This window comes from Aeromonas sp. R10-2 (assembly GCF_040908445.1).
In the GTDB taxonomy this organism is placed as follows: domain Bacteria; phylum Pseudomonadota; class Gammaproteobacteria; order Enterobacterales; family Aeromonadaceae; genus Aeromonas; species Aeromonas veronii.
In genome coordinates this window covers 16,380-40,958 of the sequence record NZ_JBFODS010000071.1, presented here as the reverse complement: position 1 = coordinate 40,958, position 24,579 = coordinate 16,380, and the positions used below count along the sequence as shown (strand labels likewise).

At 60.2% G+C, this 24,579-nt stretch carries 17 protein-coding genes; 6 read left to right on the top strand and 11 right to left on the bottom strand.

Going from position 1 to position 24,579, the window contains the following annotated elements; all coding sequences use genetic code 11:
- Nucleotides 1-26: 26 nt before the first annotated feature.
- From AB5Y97_RS14795 to AB5Y97_RS14780, 4 genes are read right to left on the bottom strand one after another with little or no spacing between them, the layout of a single operon-like run.
- On the bottom strand, nucleotides 27-1,472 hold the full coding sequence (locus AB5Y97_RS14795; protein WP_368158301.1) for an HD domain-containing phosphohydrolase: 1,446 nt from the start codon (nucleotides 1,470-1,472) through the stop codon (nucleotides 27-29).
- A gap of 49 nt (nucleotides 1,473-1,521) precedes the next feature.
- Entirely contained in the window at nucleotides 1,522-2,643 is a 1,122-nt protein-coding gene (locus AB5Y97_RS14790; RefSeq protein ID WP_368158299.1) for a beta-ketoacyl-ACP synthase III, read from the bottom strand.
- Nucleotides 2,644-2,697: 54 nt separating this feature from the next.
- Nucleotides 2,698-3,861, bottom strand: coding sequence for a VWA domain-containing protein (locus AB5Y97_RS14785; protein WP_368158297.1), 1,164 nt, complete (start codon nucleotides 3,859-3,861; stop codon nucleotides 2,698-2,700).
- Nucleotides 3,862-3,864: 3 nt separating this feature from the next.
- Nucleotides 3,865-4,707, bottom strand: coding sequence for a MoxR family ATPase (locus tag AB5Y97_RS14780; protein ID WP_167570306.1), 843 nt, complete (start codon nucleotides 4,705-4,707; stop codon nucleotides 3,865-3,867).
- 159 nt (nucleotides 4,708-4,866) lie between these two features.
- Between AB5Y97_RS14780 and cysK the strand changes: the two genes are divergently transcribed.
- The 4 genes from cysK (at nucleotide 4,867) to crr (ending at nucleotide 8,859) form a co-directional block, all read left to right on the top strand.
- Nucleotides 4,867-5,835 carry a cysteine synthase A gene (cysK, locus tag AB5Y97_RS14775; protein WP_005338267.1) on the top strand — a complete coding sequence of 323 codons (969 nt, stop codon included), beginning with the start codon at nucleotides 4,867-4,869 and terminating at the stop codon, nucleotides 5,833-5,835.
- A gap of 440 nt (nucleotides 5,836-6,275) precedes the next feature.
- The gene (locus AB5Y97_RS14770; protein ID WP_005338266.1) at nucleotides 6,276-6,533 is read left to right on the top strand and encodes an HPr family phosphocarrier protein; all 258 of its coding nucleotides are present in this window, start codon (nucleotides 6,276-6,278) and stop codon (nucleotides 6,531-6,533) included.
- A 46-nt stretch (nucleotides 6,534-6,579) separates the two neighbouring features.
- Nucleotides 6,580-8,307 (top strand): phosphoenolpyruvate-protein phosphotransferase PtsI, encoded by a 1,728-nt coding sequence (gene ptsI / locus AB5Y97_RS14765; RefSeq protein ID WP_021229076.1) that lies wholly within the window; start codon nucleotides 6,580-6,582, stop codon nucleotides 8,305-8,307.
- Nucleotides 8,308-8,349: 42 nt separating this feature from the next.
- The gene (gene crr / locus AB5Y97_RS14760) at nucleotides 8,350-8,859 is read left to right on the top strand and encodes a PTS glucose transporter subunit IIA (RefSeq protein WP_005338264.1); all 510 of its coding nucleotides are present in this window, start codon (nucleotides 8,350-8,352) and stop codon (nucleotides 8,857-8,859) included.
- A 98-nt stretch (nucleotides 8,860-8,957) separates the two neighbouring features.
- Here crr and AB5Y97_RS14755 read toward each other — a convergent pair whose 3' ends face one another.
- From AB5Y97_RS14755 to pykF, 5 genes are all read right to left on the bottom strand, one after another.
- The gene (locus AB5Y97_RS14755; RefSeq protein WP_042083675.1) at nucleotides 8,958-9,890 is read right to left on the bottom strand and encodes a GGDEF domain-containing protein; all 933 of its coding nucleotides are present in this window, start codon (nucleotides 9,888-9,890) and stop codon (nucleotides 8,958-8,960) included.
- 339 nt (nucleotides 9,891-10,229) lie between these two features.
- Nucleotides 10,230-12,260, bottom strand: a complete 2,031-nt coding sequence (locus AB5Y97_RS14750) for a M13 family metallopeptidase (RefSeq protein ID WP_368158293.1) — start codon at nucleotides 12,258-12,260, stop codon at nucleotides 10,230-10,232.
- Nucleotides 12,261-12,314: 54 nt separating this feature from the next.
- The gene (locus AB5Y97_RS14745) at nucleotides 12,315-12,719 is read right to left on the bottom strand and encodes a hypothetical protein (protein WP_368158291.1); all 405 of its coding nucleotides are present in this window, start codon (nucleotides 12,717-12,719) and stop codon (nucleotides 12,315-12,317) included.
- Between the two features lie 407 nt (nucleotides 12,720-13,126).
- Complete coding sequence (gene mscK / locus AB5Y97_RS14740; RefSeq protein ID WP_368158288.1) at nucleotides 13,127-16,456, bottom strand: mechanosensitive channel MscK; 3,330 nt, start codon at nucleotides 16,454-16,456, stop codon at nucleotides 13,127-13,129.
- Nucleotides 16,457-16,606: 150 nt separating this feature from the next.
- On the bottom strand, nucleotides 16,607-18,019 hold the full coding sequence (pykF, locus tag AB5Y97_RS14735) for a pyruvate kinase PykF (protein WP_031227651.1): 1,413 nt from the start codon (nucleotides 18,017-18,019) through the stop codon (nucleotides 16,607-16,609).
- A gap of 308 nt (nucleotides 18,020-18,327) precedes the next feature.
- On the opposite strand from pykF, the gene AB5Y97_RS14730 reads away from it, so the two are divergent.
- Together AB5Y97_RS14730 and AB5Y97_RS14725 are read left to right on the top strand one after the other, a co-directional pair.
- On the top strand, nucleotides 18,328-18,570 hold the full coding sequence (locus tag AB5Y97_RS14730; RefSeq protein ID WP_005338258.1) for a hypothetical protein: 243 nt from the start codon (nucleotides 18,328-18,330) through the stop codon (nucleotides 18,568-18,570).
- Between the two features lie 167 nt (nucleotides 18,571-18,737).
- Complete coding sequence (locus AB5Y97_RS14725; protein ID WP_047440603.1) at nucleotides 18,738-19,502, top strand: class III extradiol ring-cleavage dioxygenase; 765 nt, start codon at nucleotides 18,738-18,740, stop codon at nucleotides 19,500-19,502.
- Between the two features lie 93 nt (nucleotides 19,503-19,595).
- Here the strand turns inward: AB5Y97_RS14725 and AB5Y97_RS14720 are convergent, their stop codons facing one another.
- Nucleotides 19,596-23,348: an AAA family ATPase gene (locus AB5Y97_RS14720; protein WP_368158286.1), complete on the bottom strand. Its 3,753-nt coding sequence runs from the start codon at nucleotides 23,346-23,348 to the stop codon at nucleotides 19,596-19,598.
- On the bottom strand, nucleotides 23,345-24,571 hold the full coding sequence (locus tag AB5Y97_RS14715; RefSeq protein ID WP_368158285.1) for an exonuclease SbcCD subunit D C-terminal domain-containing protein: 1,227 nt from the start codon (nucleotides 24,569-24,571) through the stop codon (nucleotides 23,345-23,347). Before AB5Y97_RS14715 ends, AB5Y97_RS14720 begins: the two co-directional genes overlap by 4 nt.
- Nucleotides 24,572-24,579 lie beyond the last annotated feature (8 nt).

The window sequence follows — 24,579 nt, the reverse complement described above, 5'->3', positions numbered from 1 at the left end:
GGGCAAGCTGGTCGGAATGTACTTGCTCAGTGGTGATCCTGAAACTGCGCGGCAATCTCCCTGAACTGCGCTTCGCAGGCGAGAAACGCCGCGACAATGCCGGGATCAAAATGGCTGCCGCTCCCCTTCACGATGATCTCCTTCGCTTCCTCATGGCTGAAAGCGGGTTTGTAGACCCGTTTCGAGATGAGGGCATCGTAGACATCCGCTACCGCCATCAAGCGCCCGGAGAGGGGAATATCCTCACCCGCCAGCCCAGCCGGATAGCCGCTGCCATCCCACTTTTCGTGGTGGGTGAGGGAGATCTCCCGGGCCAGCCGCAAGAAGGAGTTGGAGCCCAGCTGCGCCTCGGCGCTCGCCAGCGCATCGGCGCCGATCTGCGGGTGGCGCTTCATGATGGCGAACTCCTCGTCGGTCAGCTTGCCCGGTTTGAGCAGGATTGCATCGGGAATGCCCACCTTGCCCACATCGTGCAGAGGGGCCGACTTGAACAGCAGATCGATGGTGGCGTCATCGAGCGGATAGCGATCCCAATCGCTGCGACTGAGGTATTGCGCCAGCGCCTTGACGTAGTGCTGGGTGCGAATGATATGGGCGCCGGTCTCGTTGTCCCGGGTCTCCGCCAGGGAGGCGAGGCCGAGGATGGCCACGTCGCGGGTCAGGTTGAGCTCGTCGCTGCGGGATTTCAGCTCACCGATCATCTGATTGGTGCTGGCGGCGATAAGGCCGAACTCGTCATCCCGGGTGACCGGCACCCGGGCGTCGAAGTCACCACACTGTACTCTGGCCATGGTGCGGGTCTGCTGGCGCAGGGATAGGCCGAGATTGCGACCATAACCGTGAATAATGAGGGCGAGATAACAAAAGGTCACCGTCATTACGAAGGCGATCTCCCACAGGATGTAGTGCTGGGCATCGACCCTCGGCAGGCTGCGCTCCACCGTCACCAGCCACTCCAGATCCTTGTTGAACAGCAAGAAGAAGACACCCCCCAGCAGGGTGAGGGTCGCCAGGGTAAATAGGGTGAACTTGCGTGGCAGCGGCATGGCCAGCGGGTGGCTCAGTGCCAGGCTCTGCTCGGCTTGCCGTGTTCTGGCCCGATTCCAATCCCGCTCCAGGGTCAGATCGGCCGCCACCAGAAAGCCGAGGGTAGTCATCCCCAGCAGCACCTTGAGGTGACTCTCCAGCGGAAAGTCGTGGGTCAGGGCGTTGTAGCCCGACAGCAGCAGTGCTCCCAGTAGGTAGAAACCCACCTCTAGTCCAAACCCGTCCAGCCCGTTGCGCGGCAGGGGCCGCCTTGAGAGCAGCCGGTTGCGCACGGCGAACATGATGGCAAACGTCACCAGGGTCGGCCCCAGCAGCTGGGGCAGGGTGAGACTCTCGAGAAACGGGCAAACCTGCCAGCCATAGAGACAAAATAGTGACAGGGTTACCCCGTAGTGCAGGGCGCAGCGCCCCGTGATCCTCTGCATATTCCCACCCATGTTGCTGGTTATTGTTATGTCGGCGGGAGGCCCGCCATTACAGGCGTCGCAGCAGCAGGCTACCGATGGAGTAGCCAGCGCCAAAGGAGCACAGTACGCCGCGAGCCCCCGCAGGAAGGTCGCGATTGTACAGATGAAACGCGATGATGGAACCCGCCGAGCTGGTATTACCATAGCTATCAAGAATGACCGGCGCCTCCTGCTGGCTGGCATCGTGGCCCAGCAGCTTGCGACCGATGAACTGGTTCATGGTGAGGTTGGCCTGATGGAGCCAGAGCCGGCTCAGGCTCCCAGCGGGCCAGCCCTGCTCATCGAGCTGGTTGGCTATCTGGTCGCACACCAGCGGCAACACCTCCTTGAACACCTTGCGCCCCTGCTGGCGGAACAGCTTGTCGTCGCCGTAGCGGGTGCGCGGGCTCAGCCGGTTCAGAAAGCCGAAGTTGTTGCGGATGTTGTTGGAGTATTGAGTCACCAGCTTGCTGGCCACCAGTTGCCACGGATTGGCCACCTTGCAATCGGCTTCCCGCTCCAGCAGCACCGCGGTGCAGGCATCGCCGAAGATAAAGTGACTGTCTCTGTCCCGGAAATTGAGGTGTCCCGAGCAGATCTCCGGATTGACTACCAGCGCCAGTTTGGCGGTGCCTGCCGCCAGCATATCGGCGGCTGTCTTGATGCCGAAGGTGGCAGACGAGCAGGCCACGTTCATGTCAAAGGCCATGCCGCTCGCCCCTAGATAATGCTGCAGCTCGATGGCCAGCGCCGGGTAGGGGCGCGGCATGTTGGAGGCGGCCACGATCACCAAGTCGATCTCTCCCGGCTCGCGACCGGCGGCGATCAGTGCCTGCTCGGCGGCGGCCACCGCCATCTCCACCATGATGGAGGGCATCTCGTCGGGCCGCTCCGCCAGCAGCGGTTGCATGATATCGGGATTGAGTACTCCCTCGCGGCTCACCAGATAACGGCTCTTGATGCCGGATGCCTTCTCGATGAACTCGCAGCTGGAGTGCTGCTTGGCGGGAAGCTGGCCGGCATCGATGGCGGAGGCGTTCTCCTCGTTGTAGAGATCCACATACTGGTTGAAGGCGGCCACCAGCTCTTCATTGCTGACGGCAAAGGGTGGGGTATAGAGGCCTGAGCCACTGATCACGATAGAGGTCATCTTTGCTCCTCGCCGGGTGCGTTCCCGGCTTGTCGGTTTATAGGGGTGAGAGGGTTAGAGCTGGTTGATCGCCGCAGCGAGACCCGCCAGGGTCAGCGGATGCATCCGTCCGCCAACCACGTCATTCATCAGTTTGATGGAGGGATGCCAGAGCCACTCCCGCCGCGGGGTGGGATTGATCCACACCAGTTTGGGAAAGTGCTGCTGCAAGCGGGTGAGCCACACCTGACCCGACTCCTCGTTCCACTGCTCGACACTGCCGCCCGGCCAGGTGATCTCGTAGGGGCCCATGGTGGCATCCCCCACCAGGATCACCCGGTAGTCGCTGCCGTAGGTGCGCAGCAGCCGCAGGGTATCGAACCGCTCCTCAAAGCGGCGGGCGTTATCCTTCCAGACGAAGTCGTAGAGGCAGTTGTGAAAATAGAAGTACTCCAGATGCTTGAACTCGTGGCGCAACGCAGAGAAGAGACGCTGCACCTCGGCAACGTGGGCATCCATGGATCCTCCCACATCGAAAAAGACCAACAGCTTGACCCCGTTGTGGCGCTCGGGCCGCAGCTTCACATCGAGCCAGCCCTGGCGGGCCGAACTTTTTATGGTGTCGTCGAGATCCAGCTCGTTGGGATTGCCTTTGCGAACCCAACGCCTGAGTTTGCGCAGCGCCAGCTGAATGGCGCGCTGGCCGAGCGGCGAGTCATCGCTGAAGTTGCGATAGTGACGGGCCTCCCATACCTTGGCCGCCTTGCTGTGCTGCCCCTCTCCACCCATTCGCACCCCCTCGGGGTGAAAACCGCCATGGCCAAACGGGCTGCTGCCGCCGGTTCCCACCCACTTGTTGCCACCGGCGTGGCGCTCTTTCTGCTCGCTTAAGCGCTGGTTAAGGGTTTCCAGCAGCTTGTCGAGTCCGCCGAGGGATTTGAGCAGCGCCTTCTCCTCTGGGCTCAACAGTCGCTCGAACTCCTTGCGCAGCCACTCCTCGGGCAGGCTTTCCGGCAGCAGGGGGATGGCGTCCAGCCCCTCATAGTATTCGGCGAAGGCGCGATCGAAGCGATCGTAGTGGGCCTCGTCTTTTACCAGCAGGCAGCGGGAGAGCTGGTAGAACTCGTCCATATCGACAGCGACCAACCGGGCTGCCAGTGCGGCGTGCAAGTCCAGCAGCTCGCGCAGGCTGCAGGGGAGCTTGTGGCGGCGCAGGTGGGTAAAAAAGTCGATCAGCATGGGTCAGTTGCCGCGCCGGGCCAGAAAGGCGAGCTTCTCGAAGAGATGCAGGTCCTGCTCGGTCTTGAGCAGGGCGCCATATAGCGCGGGCACCAGCTTGCCTGGCTCGCGGGCACGCATTGCCTCGGGGGCGATATCGTCGGCCAAGAGCAGGCGGATCCAGTCCAGTAGCTCCGAGGTAGAGGGCTTCTTGCGTAGCCCCTCTACCTCGCGCAGCTCGAAGAAGAGATCCATTGCCTCGCCAAGCAGGCTCTCCTTGAGGTCGGGGTAGTGGAGTTTGACGATGGCCTGCATCTCGGCCTTGTCGGGGAAGCGGATGTAGTGGAAGAAACAGCGGCGCAGGAAGGCATCCGGCAGCTCTTTTTCGTTGTTGGAGGTGATGATGACCACAGGCCGCTGGCGTGCCTTTACTCGCTCGCCGGTCTCGTAGACGTCGAACTCCATCCGATCCAGCTCCAGCAGCAGATCGTTGGGGAATTCGATGTCGGCCTTGTCGATCTCGTCGATCAGCAGCACAGGTCGCTGCTCGGCGCTGAAGGCCTGCCACAACTTGCCTTTACGAATGTAGTGACTGATATCGGCCACTCTGGGGTCGCCGAGCTGGGAGTCCCGCAGCCGGGCCACCGCATCATATTCGTAGAGTCCCTGCTGGGCCTTGGTGGTGGACTTGATATGCCAAGCAATGAGGTCGGTGCCGAGATGGTCGGCGACCGCTTCCGCCAGCACCGTCTTGCCGGTGCCCGGCTCCCCCTTGATCAGCAGCGGTTTCTCGAGGGTGATGGCGGCATTGACCGCCATCTTCAATGCATCGGAGGCGAGATACTGGCTGCTTCCTGAAAATCCCATAACGTCGGTTCCTTTGACGATTGGCGCCCGGAGTCAGGGGCCAGAGAGAATAAGCTCTATATGTTGTAATACCATATGGTTATAACGAATAGTCACTTCTCATTCAGAAACCACAGGGTAATCTTGTTTCATCGTCGTAACAAACACAGGGATAGCACCATGAGCAAAATATTTGAGGACAACAGCCAGACTATCGGTCACACCCCGCTGGTTCGTCTCAACCGTGTTACCAAAGGCCGCGTGCTGGCCAAGATCGAGAGCCGTAATCCCAGCTTCAGCGTCAAGTGCCGGATCGGCGCCAACCTGATCTGGGATGCCGAGAAGCGCGGCATCCTGACCAAGGGTAAGGAGATCATCGAGCCCACCAGCGGCAACACGGGTATTGCTCTGGCCTTTGTCGCGGCAGCTCGCGGCTATCCCATCACTCTGACCATGCCGGCCACTATGAGCCTGGAGCGCCGCAAGTTGCTCAAGGCGCTCGGTGCCAATCTGGTGCTGACCGAAGGGCCGCTCGGCATGAAGGGGGCCATTGCCAAGGCCAACGAGATCCTCGAGTCCGAGCCGGGCAAGTATGTGTTGCTGCAACAGTTTGAAAACCCGGCCAACCCGGAGATCCACGAAAAGACCACCGGACCCGAGATTTGGGATGCCACTGACGGCGAGGTGGATGTGTTCGTGGCCGGGGTCGGTACCGGCGGTACCATTACCGGTGTCTCCCGCTATCTGAAGCAGACTAAAGGCAAGGCGGTGGTCTCTGTTGCGGTCGAACCGGCCGAGTCGCCGGTCATCAGCCAGAAGCTGGCCGGGGAAGAGATCAAACCGGGCCCCCACAAGATCCAGGGGATCGGCGCCGGCTTTATCCCGGGTAACCTGGACCTCTCCCTTATCGATCGGGTGGAGAAGGTGACCAGCGATGAAGCCATCGAGATGGCTCGCCGCCTGATGGAGGAGGAGGGGATCCTGGCCGGTATCAGCTCCGGTGCTGCGGTGGTGGCTGCCAGCCGTCTGGCCGAGCTGCCGGAATTTGCGGGCAAAACCATTGTGGTCATCCTGCCGAGTGCGGCGGAACGTTACCTCTCCAGCGCCCTGTTTGCCGGGGTGTTCAGCGAGCAGGAACTGCAGCAGTAACTGATCGAAATATTTCAAAACAGCGGCGCTCCCAGGAGCGCCGCTTCTTTATGGGCTAGACTCAACCCCTGTTAGTGTCACTTGATCCTTATTTTTTGGGGTAAAATAACAAGTTCCGGAGTGAGAAAAAAAGCAGACATTCCGCTCTAAATCTCATATCCTGTGCGGCGTCACGCGGTGTTTGCTGGCTCGGTATCACAAAGTAACAAAGTGTTATTTTTCGTTATAAAATAATTTCAAGCCAGTCCTGATGCGGCTTGTAGCCCAATAACGGAAAATTGCCAACCAGCGCGCCGATTACTGCACAGAAACTTGACCTGGATTAAACCATTGCGGGTCTGCTTTCGTTACTTTACAACATATCCATACTGACACGGTGGGTCAGGTTGCTTCAAAAACGACCAATCCACCAAAAAATATCAATAATATGGGGTGAAACCATGTACGAGAAGTCTGTTGTTATTACTGCTGAAAACGGCCTGCACACCCGTCCGGCAGCTCAGTTCGTGAAAGAAGCCAAAGAATTCCAAAGCGAGATCACTGTGGTCTCCGGTGGTAAGTCCGCCAGCGCCAAGAGCCTGTTCAAGCTGCAGACCCTGGGCCTGACCAAGGGTACCAACGTAACTATCCAGGCTGATGGCCCGGATGCTCAGCAAGCTGTTGAGAAGCTGGTTGCCCTGATGGACGAGCTGGAGTAATCCAGCTTTAGATTCCTCCCCCACAGTCGTTTTAATAGGAAGGATTATGATATCTGGCATTCTTGCGTCCCCCGGTATCGCATTCGGTAAGGCGCTTCTTCTGAAAGAAGATGAAATCGTTATCAATCAGGGCAAAATCTCTGCTGACCAGATTGATGCCGAGATCAACCGTTTCCTCGAAGCTCGTACCAAGTCAGCTACCCAGCTGGAAGCCATCAAAGAGATGGCCGGTCGCACCTTCGGTGAGGAAAAAGAGGCCATCTTCGAAGGCCACATCATGCTGCTCGAAGATGAGGAGCTGGAAGGGGATATCAAATCCTTCATCAAAGAGAACAAGGCTTCCGCTGACAAAGCCATCTATGAGGTGATCGAACAGTACGCCAAGATGATGGCCGAGCTGGATGACCCTTATCTGCGCGAACGCGCTACCGACTTCCGTGACATCGGTACCCGTCTGGTCAAGAACGTACTGGGCATCGCCGTTGTCAACCTGAGCACCATCGACGAAGAGGTGATCCTGGTCGCCAAAGACCTGACCCCGTCCGAAACCGCTCAAATCAACCTGAAATATGTGCTGGGTTTCGTTACCGACATCGGTGGCCGTACCTCTCACACCTCCATCATGGCCCGCTCCCTGGAGCTGCCGGCCGTGGTAGGCACCAACGACATCACCGAGCGCGTCAAGAACGGTGACATGCTGGTGCTGGATGCGATCAACAACCAGATCATCATCAATCCGACCGCTGAACAGCTGACCGAAGCCAAGAAGTTCCAGGCTCAGTTCCAGGCCGAGAAAGATGAGCTGGCCAAGCTGAAAGATCTGCCCGCCATCACGCTGGATGGTCACCAGGTCGAAGTGTGCGCCAACATCGGTACCGTCAAGGATACCGAAGGTGCCATCCGCAATGGCGCCGAAGGCGTGGGTCTGTACCGTACCGAGTTCCTGTTCATGGACCGTGACGCGCTGCCGACCGAAGACGAGCAGTTCAAAGCCTACAAAGAAGTGGCCGAAGCGATGCCGGATCAGCCGATCATCGTGCGTACCATGGATATTGGCGGCGACAAAGAGCTGCCGTACATGAATTTCCCGAAAGAGATGAACCCCTTCCTGGGCTGGCGTGCCGTGCGTATTTTCTTCGACCGCGAAGACATCATGCACGCTCAGCTGCGGGCCATTCTGCGCGCCTCTGCCTTCGGCAAACTGCGCATCATGTTCCCGATGATCATCTCTGTCGAAGAGTTCCGTAGCCTGAAAGCTACCGTAGAGACGCTGAAGGCCGAACTGCGTGCCGAAGGCAAAGCCTTTGATGAATCCATCGAAGTGGGTATCATGATCGAGACCCCGGCCGCTGCCGTGATGGCTCATCATCTGGCCAAGGAAGTGGATTTCTTCAGTATCGGTACCAACGACCTGACCCAGTACACCCTGGCTGTCGATCGTGGTAACGAGATGATCTCCGCCATGTACAACCCGCTGTCACCCTCCGTCCTGACCCTGATCAAGATGGTTATCGATGCGTCCCACGCCGAAGGCAAGTGGACCGGTATGTGTGGTGAACTGGCTGGTGACGAGCGCGCTACCCTGCTGCTGCTGGGTATGGGTCTGGATGAGTTCTCCATGAGCGCCATCTCTGTACCGCGTATCAAGAAGCTTATCCGCAACACCAACTTCGAAGATGTGAAGGCAATGGCTGATCAAGCACTGAGCTTTGCCACCGCCGCTGAAATCGAAGCATGCGTAGATAACTTTATTAAGCAGAAAGCAGTCTGCTAAGATCGGCTGCAAACAGCGACAAATCATCTCTAGGAGCTTTATATGGGTCTGTTTGATAAACTGAAGAAACTGGTTTCCGACGATAGCTCTGACACCGGCGGCATCGAAATCTTTGCTCCGCTGTCTGGCGAAATCGTGCCGATCGAAGATGTGCCTGACGTTGTCTTCGCCGAGAAGATCGTTGGTGACGGTATCGCCATCAAGCCGGCTGGCAACAAGATGGTTGCTCCGTGCGATGGTACCATCGGCAAGATTTTCGAGACCAACCATGCGTTCTCTCTGGAATCCGACTCCGGTATCGAGCTGTTCGTTCACTTCGGTATCGACACCGTTGAACTGAAAGGCGAAGGCTTCAAGCGTATCGCTCAGGAAGGCCAGCAGGTCAAGCGCGGCGACACCATCATCGAGTTCGATCTGGCCGTTCTGGAAGCGAAAGCCAAGTCTACCCTGACTCCGGTTGTCATCTCCAACATGGACGAGATCAAAGAGCTGATCAAAATGACTGGTGCCGTAACTGTGGGCGAGACCCCGGTTATCCGTATCAAGAAGTAATGCCCGGCTGGCTCACGCCAGTTGCGCAGTAAAAAACCGAAGCCCTGTGCTTCGGTTTTTTTATGGCCGCGAGTCAGCTTTCCGTTCTGGTTACCACTTTATTCCGTCGAGATGACAACCCGGTTACGGCCCTGATCCTTGGCCTGATAAAGTGCCCGGTCGGCCATCATCAGCAGATAGTCGATGCCCTCCTGCCCCTTCATGCTGGCACACCCCAGACTGATGGTGAGGGATAGCTGCTTCCCCTGCCATGGCAAGCGGGTGGTACTGACATGCTGGCGCAGCTGTTCGGCGCGCCGTGCTGCCTGTTCAATATCGCAACCAGGCAGGATCAGCAGAAACTCCTCCCCGCCCCAACGGGCCAGACTCTCCCCCGGCAACAGCTGGCCCGCCATAGCGTGGGCGACGGCGCAGAGCGCGGCATCGCCCGCAGGATGGCCGTAGCGGTCATTGACCTGTTTGAAATGGTCGATATCTCCCAGCACTACCGAGAGGGGCTCCCCCTGCAACCAAAGGGCCTGCAGCTGTTGCTGGGCGCCGCGCCGGTTGGTCAGTTCGGTGAGCGGGTCTGTGCAGGAGAGGCGGCTCACCTCTTCCACCATACACTGCAGGTCGTGGATATCGCGAAAGGTGACGATATGGCCATCCGGGATGGCATCGGCACCCAGTTGGGCAGTGACGATAAACCAGCGCGACTGACCGCTTTTGCAGCGGATCAGCGCAGGCATCTCGGCAACCTCCAGCCCTTGCGACAAGCTCTGTTCCACTTGGGAGTGCCAGGAGTCGATGATGGTGCGGCGATACCCTTCATCCGGGTAGGCGACCTGAAACCAGGAAGCCATGTCCGGCAGATCGTCAAGGTTGTAGCCCAGTTGCTCAATAAAGGCTTTATTCAGGAAGCGGTGGCGCCGCTGCGGGATCATGTCGGGTGAGCAGCCATCGTGACGGGCAATGGATTCTGACACCAGAATAGGCAGCGGGATCACATCGAAGGAGCGAAACAGGATCTGTTGCAGTTCTCGGTCATTCATAGGAAAAGCGGCTCCACGATGCATCTTTTACATGCTTTACCATAGGTCAGACCTGTTTGGTGGTAAACCGATTTATAGCGGTTACGCCGCCGGTTTTTCAGCCAAAGGCAAAGGCGAGAAAATGGCGGGGTTGTGTGCCGTGGCCGTATCGGGTGAAAGCTGGGCAGGCTGAGGAGAAGCGGCGGGGCAAAAGGGTCAAAAAAAACCACATGGTCAGGCACATGTGGGTCGGGAAAAACCAGACAGGGTAAAACAGACACTCCCTGCGTCGGTCATCTTCAGCTCAGGTGGAGGTGGTCCATCTGCTGGAGCTTTTCGGGCCAGGGCCCCTGCTGGTGGTCACCAAATCTTCACACGCTCGGAAGGTGGCAGATAGAGCTTGTCTCCCGGCTTGATGGCAAAGGCGCTATAGAAGGCCGGAATATTAGCGACGACGCCGTTGACCCGGTACTCCAGCGGCGAGTGGGGATCTGTCTTGAGCAGAACGGCAGCGAGCTCGGGCCGGTACTTTCCTTTCCACACCTGCGCCCAGCCGATAAAGAAACGCTGCTCGGCAGTAAAGCCATCGAGCACCGCTGGCTGGCGGTTGCCCAGGGCGAGCTGGTACGCCTTGTGGGCGATGGTCAGGCCGCCGAGATCGCCGATGTTCTCGCCAAGGGTCAGCTGGCCGTTGACATGCTCCCCCTTGATGGGCTCGTAACGGTCGTACTGTTTCGCCAGTTTTTGCGCTCTGGCGGTGAACTCCTTGAGATCGGCCGGAGCCCACCAGTTGTGCAAGGCACCGTTGCCATCGAATTTGGCCCCCTGATCATCGAAACCATGGCTCAACTCGTGACCGATGACCGCGCCGATAGCGCCATAGTTGACCGCATCATCCGCCTTAAGATCGAAGTAGGGCGGTTGCAGTATGGCGGCCGGGAAGACGATCTCGTTGTTGTTCGGGTTGTAGTAGGCATTCACCGTCTGCGGATTGTCGAACCACTCCTCCCGATCTACCGGTTGATGGAGGCGGGCAAGGTGCTCGTTGTAACGCACCGTGGCCGCGCGCTGGGCATTGCCGACCAGATCATCGGGACGGATCTCGATTGCGCTGTAATCCTGCCACTGGTCGGGATAGCCGATCTTGACCCGTACCTTCTCTAGTTTCGCCCGCGCCTGCTGTTTGGTCGGGGCAGACATCCAGTCGAGCCCACAGATCTCCTGGCGATAGGCAGCGATCAGATTGCGTACCATGGTCGCCATCTGTGCCTTGGCTTCGGCCGGAAAGTAGCGCTCCACGTAGATTTTGCCCACCGCCTGACCCAGATAGTCGTCCAGCACCTCCATGGCCTGCTTCCAAGGCTCCCGCTGCCGGGGGATGCCGCTCAGGGTTGTACCGTAGAAAGCGAAGTGCAGGGCATTGCTCTGGCTGTCGAGATAGGGCGCATAAGTACGTAGCAGATGGAACAGGCAGTAGGATTGCCACTGCGCGATGCTGGTCTCCTGCATCACGGCGGCCAGCTTCTCCAGATAGTCCGGCTCACTGACGATGATCTCCGTTTCCCCGGCGATACCGGCCTCTGTCAGGTAGCGTTGCCAATCCAGGGTGGGCAGCAACTGACTGAGGCGAGCGATGGGTAGTTTGTTGTAGGTGAGGTTGTCATCCCGCAGCTTGACTCTATCCCACTGCAGGCTGGCGAGGCGGGTCTCCAACGTCAGAATGCGATGGGCCTGCTCGCTCGCCCCCTCGACGCCGGCATGGTTGAGCAGGGCGGTAATTAACTGCTCGTAGCTGGCCCGCAGAGCCTTGCTGGCGGCATCTGCTTTCAGGTAGTAGTCCCGATCCGGCAGACCGAGGCCGGATTGCTGCAGGTAGATCCCGTAGCTGTCAGGCTGTTTCTTGTCGGCCATGAACCCGATACCAAAGGGAGCGCCGCCCCCCAGCTTGTTAACCCGGGCAAAGTAGGTGGCTAGCGAGGCGCCATCATGGATGGCCATGATCTCGTCGCGCAGTGGCTGAATGGGGGTCAGCCCTTTGGCATCCCGCCCGGCCTGATCCAGATAGCTGGCGTAGAGGTCGGCGATCTGCTGGTGAGGGGTTCCGGCCTGTTGCGGGCGCTTGAGCAGCTCCTCCAGCAACACCTTGCGATCCTCCAGCGACTTGTCCGCCAACAGATTGCCGATGGTCTGCCCCGGCATGTCATCCGGTATTTGGGTCTGGGCCAGCCAGTTGCCGTTGACGTGGCGAAACAGATCGTCCGCCGCGCGCACGCTGTTATCCATGCTGGCCAGATCCACCCCGGAGTGGCCGCTGGTGGCACCGGCGCATGGAGCGAGGCCAAGCAGGGCCAGCGCAATCAGGCTGGCGATCATGCTGCGTTGCTGTTTCATCGTGAGTGTCCTGTATGGAGAGTCGGTGGTGAATTGGCTGTAACCGGTGGCCAATCAGCTGCGAACGACCGAGAGGAAGCGACCGTCGTGATTGAAGGTGCAGGTAAAGTCGACTGCATCATCATCGATCTCGTACTGGCCATAGACCTTGTATCTGTGGCCACTCTCTTCTGCCGACTCGGTGGTGATATCGCGCGGGGAGACATGGAATTTGCTGGCTGCTTCCCCCGAGCAGTAACGGGGCATCTTGCTGGTGGCCATATGCTGGTCATTGCTATCGTCATGTTGGCCATCATGCTCGTGTTTGTTATCGCTGTGCTTTTTCCCGGCGTAATAGCCAGCGGCGCCGATGGCACCCAGCGCAGCTGCACCTATCAGGACTTTCTTGGTATCCATATTCTGGCAGCCTCTCAATGCCAGACTGGCGGCCAACCCCATTACCATCAAGGAGTGTTTCATCTCTCGGATCCTTTCAATTATCAAATGAGCAAGTCGGTGTCAGCCGAGTGGTGGCCACAGTGCCCGGCGCTGGAATGGCGCCACTTTGCAATGGTCAGGATGAAGAGGACACTCAAATAAAATTAAAAAAAGTTATAAAAATCCGGGGGCCGGAGCGAGCGCAGTATGGGGTAAGCGGTGAGGGGATAAGGGCGCAGGTTTCATCCATGCGGTAAGTAGTGGTGTGGGGCAAGTGTTTGTTTTTAGACTTTTATTTCTCTTTATATTTTATCAAGGGTGATAGCTGCCTGTTGTGCGGCGGCCAGCCATGTTGGCAATGGATAACTGTCTCTATCGCCATAAACTGGCATAAAAAAGCCGCTCACCTGGGTGAGCGGCTGTTGCTATCAGATTAATGCAGTTCGCTATCAGGCTGGCTGCTTGCCATCTTCTGAGGGCGGCGGCAGAGCGGCGGAGTTGGACTCCACCTTCTGCTCTTCGCCCTGCATGTTCTTGATGTAGACATCCATCTGGTTGAAGGCGATCTCGATGCCGTTCTCGCGGAACAGCTGGTCGATCTTGCGGTTCAACTCGTCCACCGCCGGGTTACGGTCTCCCAGTTCGCTCACGAAGAAGCGCAGTTCGTGATCCAGCGTGCTGGCACCAAAGGTGAGGAAGTAGACGATGGGGGCCGGATCTTTCAGCACGCGGCTGTTTTCGTCGGCCGCTTGTTTCAGCAGGGTGCGGGTCAGCTCCAGATCCGAGCCATACGCCACGCCCACCCGAACGATCACCCGGGTGACGGTGTCACTCAGCGACCAGTTGATGAGCCGTTCTGTCATCAGTTGCTGGTTGGGGATGATCACCTCTTTGCGGTCGAAGTCGGTCAGGGTGGTGGCGCGAATGCGGATCCGCGAGACGGTACCGGAGAAGGAGCCGATGGTGACGGTGTCACCGATCCGCACCGGACGCTCGAACAGGATGATGATGCCGGAGACGAAGTTGGAGAGGATCTCCTTCATGCCGAAACCGATACCGACTGACAGACCACCCGCAACCCACTGCAGCTTGTCCCACTGCACGCCCATCATGGAGAGAGCGGTCAGGGAGCCAAAGCCGATCAGCACGTAGTTGAGCATGGTGGTGATGGCGTAGGCGGTACCCTGAGCCAGGTTGAGCTTGGAGAGCACCAGCACCTCCAGCAAGCCCGGCAGGTTGCGCGCCAGTGACCATGCACCGCCGAGCAGCAGGAAGCCGATCAGCACGTCACTGAGGCTGATGGGGAAGAGCACGGCGTTGGCGCCGGTGCCTTCACTGCGGTGCCACAGCACCATGCTGTCGAGGTAGGAGAAGACCGCGACCAGATCGGACCAGAGCCAGTAGAAGGCGACGCCGAAGATCAGCATCAGCACGGTACGGGTCAGACGCAGGGACTGCTGGCTGACATCCTCCAGATCCATGGGCTGCTCTTCAATGGACTCGCCACCTTCTGCATCTTCCGAAGATTTGTGCTCACGCTTGGCCACCGCACGGCGGTAGGCCAGACGACGGGCAGCCAGCTCAAGACCACGCAGGGCGGTGCGGTAGACCAGGCTCCAGATGATGATGAGGTAGAAGGATTCGATCAGGCGACCGGTCAGCTTCAGCGCGGTGTAGTAGTAACCGAGCACCGCCAGCACGATCAGCGCCACCGGCGCCAGCGCCAGGGCGATGGCGATCAGCGACTTCTGCATGCTCGCCTCGCCCTTGATGCGGGCGCGGGAGATGGGGAACACCAGATAGGCGGCCAGCCCCAGCAGGGTCAGGGTCATGGCCTGGCCGATCACGTCGTTGCCCAGGGTGGAGGGTTCAACCACCGCCTTGGTTGCGAGCATGATGAGTGGCAGCAGTGGCAACCAGATGTAGCGCATGCTGTTGCGCTTGGCCTGCAGCTCCGCTTTCGGGATCCGGAAGTGGGTTTCGGCGATGCCGCCCGGGCGCATCACCGCCAGATAGACGCTGAACACCAGATAACCGAGGGCGAGGTTCAGGGTGATCTGGAACATCAGCTTGGGACTGAGCAGACCGCAGTAGGTGAGCAGCAGACCGCCAGCCAGAATGAACATGCTGCCCGGCAGGCGTTGCAGCACGGTATAGAGCAGGGCGCGCGGGGTGTGCCACTGGCTGTCCTGACGGAAACGGCCAAGGTCCTTGGTGATCTTCTTCTCGCGCTCAACCAGCGCCGGACGTTTCCAGACCAGCAGGCCGCCGATCAGCAGCAGCGGGAAGGCGAGCAGGGAGATCCCCAGCAGCTCTTCGCGCCAGCGTTTCCAGTCCGGTTTCAATACCCAGTCGGAGGCCTGTTTGTAGGCCTGGGCGGGCCAGCTGATAAACCACTTGCTGTCGATGGGCTTGTTGCTGCTTACCCAGAAGATGTGTTGCTGCAGGGTAAATTCGATAGAGGCATAGACCCGCGCCAGCTGCTGCTGGGTCAGCTGCAGGCTGATGGCGTTGGTGAGCTGGCTGTCGAGTTGTCGGTTGAGCTGATCGAGCAGATTGATACGGGTATCGAGCAGCTTGGCAAGGCTCTCCTTGTCCTCCTCGCTGACCGGATCCTTGCTGCCGGCGATCAGATTGTCCAGATAGAGGTTCTTCTGGAACAGCTGGTCACGCTGCTGGCTCAGTTCAAACTGGGCCAGATGCAGATCGGCGATCTGCTCTTCCAGGTTTTTGACGGCGATGGTGGGCGCCGCTTCCAACTGCTGGTAGAGCTGATAGAGGATGCGCGACAGCAGCAGATTGCCCTTGAGCATCTGCACCTGTTCATTGAGGTTGCGCTCGGTCTGGATGCCGCGCTCCAGCCAGCTCTTGGCTTGCAGGTTTTTTTGCACCAGCGAGTTGAGGCTGGTGGTGGCACCGATCAGCTGCTGGCTGAGCTGGTGATTGAGCTCCTGCTCTTTTTGCACCAGCGGGCTGTCTTCGGTCGCCACCAGTTCACCGGTCTGCTCGGCGGTTTTTTCGGTGTCGCCGAGGCGCTTGGCGCTGCTCTGATCCTGCAACAGCTGCAGTTTCTGCTCTTCGCTGGCGAGACGGGCACTCTGGTAGTCGCGCTGCTTGATCGCCAGATCCTGCATGCTGGTACGGTTATCCAGCTCCTTTTGCAGGTGGGCCAGTTGCAGGTCGAGCAGGGCCAGCTCGGCACCGAGCTTCATCTTCTCGGCGCTGGAGACGCTTTCACCGGCGTTGAGGCGGGTACGGATCTCCTGACTGCGCTGGTAGGCGCGGCTCATGCTGGCCTGGGCCCGCTCCGGCAAGGTCTGCAAGCTGGTGAGCTGGCTGCCGATGGCGCCGAGGGCCTCCTGGGCCGCCTGCATGTTGGCCAGCACTTCCGGCTGACGGCTGTCGAGCTCTGCCAGACTCATGCTGGCGTATTCGCTCTTGATCTGCTCGGCACTCTTGCCCTTGGTCAGAGCATCGAGCTTGGCGCTGATCTCTCTGAGTTCGGTGGGCAGGTTGCGGATCCGCTGGGCCTGGGTCTTGGCCTTCGCCTCTTCCTTGTCGATGCTGTCGAGCAGGGCGAGGGTTTCAGTCAGCAACTTCTGATCCGCTTGCTGACTGACGGTCAGGGTTTCTGATTTACCCAGACCATCCAGCGCTCGCTGAACTGCGTTGCGAGAGGGGACATCTTGCGCCATGGCTTGCGGCACGCAGAGGCTGGCGAGGAGACAGAGCAGCGGCAACAAGGTAGCCGAGACTCTTTTAAAACGTATTGAGGGCATATAACTTCCGGGTTATTACGCGATATTCGGGAGATTTCCCGCATAGATTAAATTCGCGTGGATTCTAACACCGGGCTTGTCAGGTAAGCAGGGGGGAGGGACAAAAAAAACGGCGCCCGCAGGCGCCGTTTTCAACTCGTTCAGCTCTGATTAAAGAACGTGAACAGAAGCGGTGTTGGTGGTACCGCTCGGTACCAGAGCACCGGAGACCATCACAACCACGTCACCTTTCAGACCCATGCCGATTTCCAGCGCGGCTTCTTTACCGATGCGATAGAAATCGTCGGTAGAGGCGATGCTGTCAACCACGTGGGCAACCACACCCTTGGTCAGAACCAGCTGGGCAGCAGTTTTCTTGTTGGTGGTGATAGCCAGGATCCAGGCTTTCGGGAAGTACTTGCGAATGGCCTTGGCAGACTTGCCGCCTTCGGTAGCGACCACGATCAGGGGGGCGTCCAGCTTCTCGGAGGTCTCTACGGCGCCTTTACATACGGCTTCGGTGATGCGCAGCTTGTTGCTGTCGTTGGCAGCAGACAGGTTGGACGGCATCACGGCATCAGTACGCTCGCAGATGGTGGCCATGATGGTCACGGCTTCCAGCGGGTACTTACCCTTGGCGGATTCACCGGACAGCATCACTGCGTCGGTACCGTCCAGGATGGCGTTGGCCACGTCACCAGCTTCGGCGCGGGTCGGGCGCGGGTTCTTGATCATGGAGTCCAGCATCTGGGTGGCAGTGATAACCACTTTGCGGGCTTTGTTGCACTTGGCGATGATCATCTTCTGGGCGAAGATAACTTCTTCAACCGGGATCTCTACACCCATGTCGCCACGAGCAACCATGATGCCGTCGGAAACAGCCAGGATCTCGTCGAAGTTGTCCAGACCTTCCTGGTTTTCGATCTTGGAGATGATCTGGATGTTCTCGCCACCGTGGGCTTTCAGGTGCTCACGGATTTCCAGAACGTCTTCTTTCTTGCGGATGAAAGAAGCAGCAACGAAATCAACGCCTTGCTCGCAACCGAAGATCAGGTCGCGCTTGTCTTTCTCGGCCAGGGCCGGCAGCTTGATGGAGACGCCCGGCAGGTTAACGCCTTTGTTCTCGCCCAGGTCACCGTTGTTCAGCACTTTACAGATAACTTCGCGCTCGGTGATTTCGATAACGTCCAGACCGATCAGGCCGTCATCAACCAGGATGCGGTTGCCGACGCGCAGATCGTTGGCGAAACCTGCATAGGTCACGGCCACTTTGTCTTTGTTGCCAACCACGGTCTGGTCGGTGGTGAAGGTGAAAGTCTGGCCAGCGACCAGTGCGACGTCGTTGCCGCCTTCCAGCTTCATGGTACGGATTTCCGGACCCTTGGTGTCCAGCAGGATAGCTGCGTGCTTGCCGGTCTCGGCCATCACAGCGCGCAGGTTGCTGATGCGGCTGCCGTGCTCGGCGTAGTCACCGTGGGAGAAGTTCAGGCGCATGACGTTCATGCCGGCGTCCAGCATTTTGGCCAGCATTTCTTTGGATTCGGTCTTCGGACCGATGGTGCAGACAATTTTGGTCTTTTTCATGTCAATCTTCATGGTTAAGGAATTTCCGCCGAGCAATATACACCAGTTTTTGGAATCTTTTTATGATCCAGAAACAACGTTTTGACCAGATAACGTTTTCTTTTCAGGGATAACGTTTTCCTGTGAGTCACATTTTAGAGCATACGGCCACAGGTTCGGGCTGAAGGGATACAAATGTTGCCATCTGTGGTTGTTTGGCCGGGTTGAGGTTCAGATGTTGTAAAATGACCACCCGTCCGCTGTCACCGTCTTGTCACCGGCTTGCGCAAAAATGTTAGTTCATTGGCGCAAGGGTGAAGGAGGTCGGGATGAAAAACAGCCATGAAACCGGATGGGCTCTGCTCTTGCTGGGCGCCGCCCTGCTGCTGGTTCAGACGCTGCCAGCCCGCTACTGGCCTGATAATGCGCGACTGCTGGCGATCTTCTCCCTCCCAGTGAAAGGGGAGGCGGCCGCCGAGGGATTAGCGTGGCGAGAGTGGCAGGATCACAGTGCAGCGACCCGGATGGCGCTTCGTGTAGCCCGACCGCTGCCGGATGCTCCTCAGCCTTGATATCTATTGCCGATTACCTGTCGTGAAGGCGTGAAATTATCAACCGTTGGTTGATAGTGCTTATCTATCTTGCTGGATTGTTCACCTTTAATGGCAGGGGGATAATCGATTCCAACAGCGATATCCCCTCCGGTATCGCCCCCTGATACTTTGTTGGAGTCCGCTTTATGTCCCTCGCCCCCGTCTGGTTTATCTCTCACGGCGCACCGGATCTGGTGCTGCGTGAGCAACCCGCCACCCGCTTTCTGCGAACCCTGCGTCTGGGTGAGCTCAAGGGGCTGGTGGTCATCTCCGCCCACTGGTTCAGCCGCGAGCTGCAGATCAACGTCGAGCCCAAACCGGCCTTGATGTACGACTTTTACGGCTTTCCCGAGCCCCTCTACCGGATGCGCTGGCCTGCCAGCAGCCCCGAGTTGCTGCAACAAGGGGTGAGCGACCAGCTGGCACTGGCCGGACTGACCGCCACCCCGGTGCGGCGCGAGCTGGATCACGGAGTCTGGTCGCCGCTCTCCCTGATCGACCCAAACAGCGAGATCCCGCTGGTGCAGATCTCCATTCCCGCGAGCTTCACCCCGGCCCAATTGTGGCAGTTGGGAGAGGTATTGGGGGCGCTGCGCAGTCAGGGGATTGGCATCCTCGCCTCTGGCGCCATCACCCACAACCTGCGGGCGCTGGCACCGGAAGGCTCGCCAGTGCCGGAGTGGGCCAGCCAGTTTGTCGACTGGCTGGAGCAGAAGATGGCCGACGAGGATCGGCTGGCGCTGCTCGACTATCGCCGGCAGGCCCCCGGAGCGGTGGAGTCCCATCCCCACGATGACCACCTGCGCCCGCTCTTTGTGGCGTTGGGGGCGGCCGATGGTGTGGCGCCCACCCGGCTGCACGAAAGCTGGGATGGTGGCAGCCTCTATATGGGCGCCTACCGCTTCGGCTGATAGCCTCTCAACAAGACCCCGCCAATTGGCGGGGTCTTGTTATTTCCGGCGTAGTGATTTAGCCGATGGTATTGGTGATGGAACTGATGCTACTCAGGGGACCACTACCCGGCTCTCGCCACCGCCGAGGGCTTCGACTCTGATCTGCACGCCAATCCGCTCCACCAGGGTCTGAACGTGGGAGATGACCCCGATCTGGCGACCGGCGGCTTGGAGGGAGTCGAGGCTGGCGAGCGCCAGATCCAGACTGTCCGGATCGAGGGTGCCAAACCCCTCGTCGATAAAGAGCGACTCGACCTGGGTCTGCCGTGACGAGAGGCTGGAGAGGGCCAGCGCCAGCGCCAGCGACACCAGAAAACTCTCGCCACCGGAGAGGGAGTCCACCGAGCGCACCTCATCCCCCATGTCGAGATCCACCACTTGCAGCGCCAGATCGGTGCCGGGTACCCGCTCCAGCCGGTAGCGCGGCGACAGCTCGGCGAGCTGGGCGTTGGCCTCCAGCAGCAGACGCTCGAGGGTAAGGCTTTGGGCGAAGGTGCGGAACTTGGCGCCGTTGGCCTGCCCAATCAGATCGCACAGCTGCTGCCAGTGGTCGGCCACCGCCTGCTGGGCGGCCAGCTCCTGTTGCAGGCTGCCTGCCTTGAGAGCGGCGGCTTCGGCCTGTGCCAGCTTGCTCTTGCACTCGAACAGCTGCTCTTCAAGGGCGCGGCAGCGGGCATCGAGTGCCGCCAGCTGATCGCTCAGCTCTGCATCCGGCAGGGCAGCCAGCTCGGGGTGATGCTCGCGATAGCGATCCCGCTTGCTCTCCTCCAGTGCCAGCGCCCGTTGCCGCTCGGCGAGGCGGGTACGCGCCTCACCAAGGGCATCTTCCAACCCTTGCAGGGCCGTGCGGCGAGCCTTGAGTTCATCGGGAGTGATGGCCAGTAGGCGGCGCAGGTCGTATTCGGCGATGCCGAGGGTACTGGCGTGGGCAGCCCAGCGCCCCAGCACCTCCCGCTTGCGGCGGCTGCTGGTCTGCTTTTCCTGCTCCACATGGGTGAGGCGGGTTTTGAGCTCGGTCTGCCGCTCCCGCAGAGCACGAGCGCTGCTTTGCATCAGCTCCAGTTCGCTGGCGAGTTGTTGCAGCCGCTGTTGCCAGCGGCTCTCGACCAGCGGGATCTCCTCGCCATTCAGACAGGCGGCGCGGCTGGTGAGCAGCCCCTGCCGCTGCTGCTCATGCTCCTTGTAGTCCCGCTCGAGTTTGTGCAGCAGCTCGCGCTGGGTCTGCAGGCGAGCCTCCTGCGCACTCAGGGCGGGGGTGAGGCTGGCGATCTCGCTGCCCAGCCGCTCCCACTCGCTCTGGCCGTGCAGCCAGGCTTCGCAGGCTCGCTGCCACTCGTGCCACTGCTGGCTGCCGAGCCACTGGCGCCAGGGTTGGCCAGCCATCTGTTCATCGAGACGGTTGCCCCCCTGTTCGAGGCGCTGGCGCAGGGTCGCTTCCTGCTCGCCCATTGCCTTCACTTCCCCTTCCTGCGCAATGCGATGACGGTCGGCCTCCTGCCACTGCTGCTCGAACTGCTGGTGCTGGGCAGCCAGTTGGCTCAGTTGCTGACGCACCCCTTGCAGCTGTTGTTGACCAAGCTGGGCCTGACGCAGCTGCTGCTGGCTCTGGGCCAACCCCTGCTCCAGCGCCTGGCCACGGCCAAGCAGGGTGCTCATCAGCTCGTTCCACTCAATGGGGCTTTGGCGCAGCGGCAGCGGATGGCCGAGCAGGGTATCGCCCCCCAGCTGTTGCCAGCGCTGGGTCAGCTGCTCGGCGCGTGCCTCCAGCTCCGGCAGATGTTGCTGGCGCACCGCCAGCTGGCGGGCCAGCTCCTGACGCTCGCTCTCGCACTGGATGTATTGATGATTGAGCCGATCCCACTCCAGTTCGAGGCTGCGGGCCCGTTCCGCCAGCTGACCCAGGATCCCCGCAACCTGGGGCTGGCTCTGGCTGTAGGGGTGTTCCCCAGAACCGCACAGCGGGCAAGGTTCGCCATCGCTCAGGATATGGCGATACTGCTCGAAGCTGGCGATGGCGCGGGACTGCTCCAGCGCATGGCGCGCCTCGTCCCGCTGCAGGGCGAGCCGCTCGCGTGCGGGGGCCAGCTCTTCGCCAAGGGTGGCGAGCTTGCCAAGGGCCTGCTCCAGCTGGCCAATCTCCTGTTGCAGGCGGGTATGCTGCTCGCCGTGGTTGCGGCCGTAATCGGCCAGCTCCAGCAGCTGGCGCAGCTGACCCAGTTGTTCGGTCTGCTGCTGCCACTGCTCCTGCGCCTTGGCGAGGCGGCTCTCCCACTGTTGCTCCTGCAGCTCGTTCTGTTGCTGTTGCAGCCGAGCTTGTTCATGTTGCCAGTAGTCGCGCTCTTGCTGGCCTTGCTCCAGCTGGCGCTGCAACTGTTGCAGGGCGCGCAGCTTGTGATCCCGCAGGGTGAGCAGTTGCTGCAGCTTGTCGGCATCCTCGGCCCAATCCTGCATGGCGGTGAGCAGGGGCTGCCACTGGCGGGCAACCGGTGCCAGCTCCTTGTGCTCTTCGAGCCAAAGGCCCCACTGCTGGTGCTGCTGCTTGAGCAGTTCCACCTGTCTGCTCTGCTCGCGCCAGCCCTGCTCCAGGGTGAGCTGCACTTCTCGCTCCTGTGCCCCCTCCTGCTGGATCTTCTGCAACTGCTGCACTTTCTCCCGGATGCGGGTATCGAGCTCTTGTGCCCGCTTGAGTTCGGGTTGCAGGGCACCCCATTCCCGCTCGGCGGCGATCTTCTCCGCCAGCAACTGCTGCTCGGTCAGCGCGCTCTGCTGGGTCTGCTCCTCGAGTTTGGCCAGCTCTGGTACCAGCTCGGCGATCAGCTTCTCCTGCTGCTGTACCTCAAGGGTGAGGCGGGCCAGCTCGTCGTGATCGGCGCGGGCCACCTGGGCCTGTTCGGCACGGGCAAACTCCTCGCGCTCGGGGGCCGCAGCGCCGTGGGCCTGCAGGGCGGCATCGAGCGCCGCCTGCCCCTCGGCGCAGCCCTGCAGCTGGGCGGCAATGCGGCTATTGAGGTCGCGCAAGTCCTGCATCAGCTGCTGCTGTTGCTGCTCGTGCTTGAGGGTGGTGGAGAGGCTCATCTGCTGGCTCACCCACTGTTCGCGGGTCGCTTCGTCCATCAGCGCCACGTCGCCGAGGCGCTGGGCGATGGTGGCCAGCTTCTGCTGCTCCTCCCGCGCCCGTTCATAGGTCTGGATGGAGATGGCGGAGTAGAGCTCGGTGCCGGTCATCCGTTCGAGCAGGGCGGAGCGCTCGTTGGCGTCCGATTTGAGGAAGGCGGCAAACTCCCCCTGCGGCAGGATCACCGCACGGCGGAACTGCTCCCAGGAGAGTCCCACCAGCTCGTCGATGCGATCCTGCAGCTCCCGCTTGCTGCCGGAGAAAACCTGCCCTGACTCCACATCGGTCAGGGTGCGCTCTTGCGCCTGAAAACGCCCCTCCGAGCGGTTTCGCGCCCGGCGCACCGCCCAGCGGGCCAGCCAGATGCGGCCATCACAGCCACGAAACTGCACCTCGGCAAAACCGCTGGCGTGGCCGCGACTGAGGATGCCGCGCACGTCGTTGGCCTTGAGCTTCTCTTCGTCATCCATGCGGCCCACTTCGGCCACATTCTTGCGATTGGCGATAAAGCGCGGCATCTCGTCGTATAAAGCCAGACAAATGGCGTCGAGCAGGGTGCTCTTGCCCGCGCCAGTGTTGCCGGTGATGGCAAACAGGCCGGCGGCGCCGAGCGCCCCCTTGGTAAAGTCGATGGTGAAGGGGCCGGTCAGACTGGCCAGATTCTCACCTGACAGAGACAAGATTTTCATTGGTTTGACTCCTTCACCTGCTCCAGGATCTCTTCAAACGAGGCAACCAACCCCGCCTCGGGCTCCCCTTCAAACTGGCGCTGATAGCAGAGGCGAAACACCTCGGTGGGGGAGAGCTCATCGAGCCTGCGCCGCTCGCGGCCATCGGCCAGCCCTTCACCGGAGCCTTGATATTGGGTGCTGATGCGGGCCAGACGCACCGGTTTGTCTGCGATGGCGGCCAGAATGCGTTCGCGGATGCGCGCCTCGGGCTTGGGCAGCAGCAGCCGCACTTCGAGGAAGGGTTGTGCCTCTTGTGGACAAGCAGGCAGCTCGAGCGATGCGATGGCGTTCAGCGCGTCGTCGAGGGTGCTCTGGGGCAGGCGGATCATCTCCACCGCGCGGGGCACCGGGATCCGCTCCAATCCGGTCAGTTTGCCTTCTGCAAAGGTCACTTCCAGCACCTGATGGTTGTAGTTCGCTTCGGCAAGCGAGAGCGGTAGTGGCGAACCGCTGTAGTGCACCCCCTCGGCCGGGCTCTGGGCCAGATGGAGGTGGCCGAGCGCCGTGTAGTCTGCACCGGCAAAGAGTTCGGCGGGCAGGGCGTGCTGGTTGCCGCCGAGCACCCGCCGCTCTGACAGTTCCGAGAGCTGGCCCGCCGCCAGATAGGCGTGGCCCATGACAATCAGTGGCAGCGCCTCCCCACAGCGAGCGCGCCCTTCAGCCAGCACCTCGGCATAGACCTGCCGTACCCCTTCGATCAGCCTGTCTTGCCCCTCAGCCAGCTGTTCCACCCGCAGATCGCTGCTGCGCAGGAACGGCACGGCGGCACACCAGGCGGCAATGTTGCCCTCCCGGTCTTGCAGCGGTACCAGCAGGCGGTCGGTCTCGAGCTTGCCCTCACTGTCGCGGCTGATGCTGCCCACCAGATGCAGATCAAAGGCGCGCAGCAGCTCGTGGGGGGCATCGAGCTTGGAGGGGGAGTCGTGGTTGCCGCCGATCAGCACCATGTTGAGGCGGGGCATTTCGGCGCGCAGTCTGGCCAGAAAGCGGTAGAGCTGTTGCCAGGCGCTGGCGGGGGGATTGGCGGTATCAAACAGATCACCCGCTACCAGCAGAGCGTCAATCTCGCGCGCCTTGAGGGTGTCGCTCAGCCAGTTGAGAAAGGCATCGTGTTCAAAACGGCGGTCATGACCATGAAGTTGGTGGCCAAGGTGCCAGTCGGCGGTATGGAGGATTTTCATTGGAAAGC

Excerpts from the sequence above, each read along its gene's own strand:
- AB5Y97_RS14795 (WP_368158301.1), bottom strand. The coding sequence starts at position 1,472 with ATGCAGAGGATCACGGGGCGCTGCGCCCTGCACTACGGGGTAACCCTG.
- AB5Y97_RS14790 (WP_368158299.1), bottom strand. The coding sequence starts at position 2,643 with ATGACCTCTATCGTGATCAGTGGCTCAGGCCTCTATACCCCACCCTTT.
- AB5Y97_RS14785 (WP_368158297.1), bottom strand. The coding sequence starts at position 3,861 with ATGCTGATCGACTTTTTTACCCACCTGCGCCGCCACAAGCTCCCCTGC.
- AB5Y97_RS14780 (WP_167570306.1), bottom strand. The coding sequence starts at position 4,707 with ATGGGATTTTCAGGAAGCAGCCAGTATCTCGCCTCCGATGCATTGAAG.
- cysK (WP_005338267.1), top strand. The coding sequence starts at position 4,867 with ATGAGCAAAATATTTGAGGACAACAGCCAGACTATCGGTCACACCCCG.
- AB5Y97_RS14770 (WP_005338266.1), top strand. The coding sequence starts at position 6,276 with ATGTACGAGAAGTCTGTTGTTATTACTGCTGAAAACGGCCTGCACACC.
- ptsI (WP_021229076.1), top strand. The coding sequence starts at position 6,580 with ATGATATCTGGCATTCTTGCGTCCCCCGGTATCGCATTCGGTAAGGCG.
- crr (WP_005338264.1), top strand. The coding sequence starts at position 8,350 with ATGGGTCTGTTTGATAAACTGAAGAAACTGGTTTCCGACGATAGCTCT.
- AB5Y97_RS14755 (WP_042083675.1), bottom strand. The coding sequence starts at position 9,890 with ATGAATGACCGAGAACTGCAACAGATCCTGTTTCGCTCCTTCGATGTG.
- AB5Y97_RS14750 (WP_368158293.1), bottom strand. The coding sequence starts at position 12,260 with ATGAAACAGCAACGCAGCATGATCGCCAGCCTGATTGCGCTGGCCCTG.
- AB5Y97_RS14745 (WP_368158291.1), bottom strand. The coding sequence starts at position 12,719 with ATGAAACACTCCTTGATGGTAATGGGGTTGGCCGCCAGTCTGGCATTG.
- mscK (WP_368158288.1), bottom strand. The coding sequence starts at position 16,456 with ATGCCCTCAATACGTTTTAAAAGAGTCTCGGCTACCTTGTTGCCGCTG.
- pykF (WP_031227651.1), bottom strand. The coding sequence starts at position 18,019 with ATGAAAAAGACCAAAATTGTCTGCACCATCGGTCCGAAGACCGAATCC.
- AB5Y97_RS14730 (WP_005338258.1), top strand. The coding sequence starts at position 18,328 with ATGAAAAACAGCCATGAAACCGGATGGGCTCTGCTCTTGCTGGGCGCC.
- AB5Y97_RS14725 (WP_047440603.1), top strand. The coding sequence starts at position 18,738 with ATGTCCCTCGCCCCCGTCTGGTTTATCTCTCACGGCGCACCGGATCTG.
- AB5Y97_RS14720 (WP_368158286.1), bottom strand. The coding sequence starts at position 23,348 with ATGAAAATCTTGTCTCTGTCAGGTGAGAATCTGGCCAGTCTGACCGGC.
- AB5Y97_RS14715 (WP_368158285.1), bottom strand. The coding sequence starts at position 24,571 with ATGAAAATCCTCCATACCGCCGACTGGCACCTTGGCCACCAACTTCAT.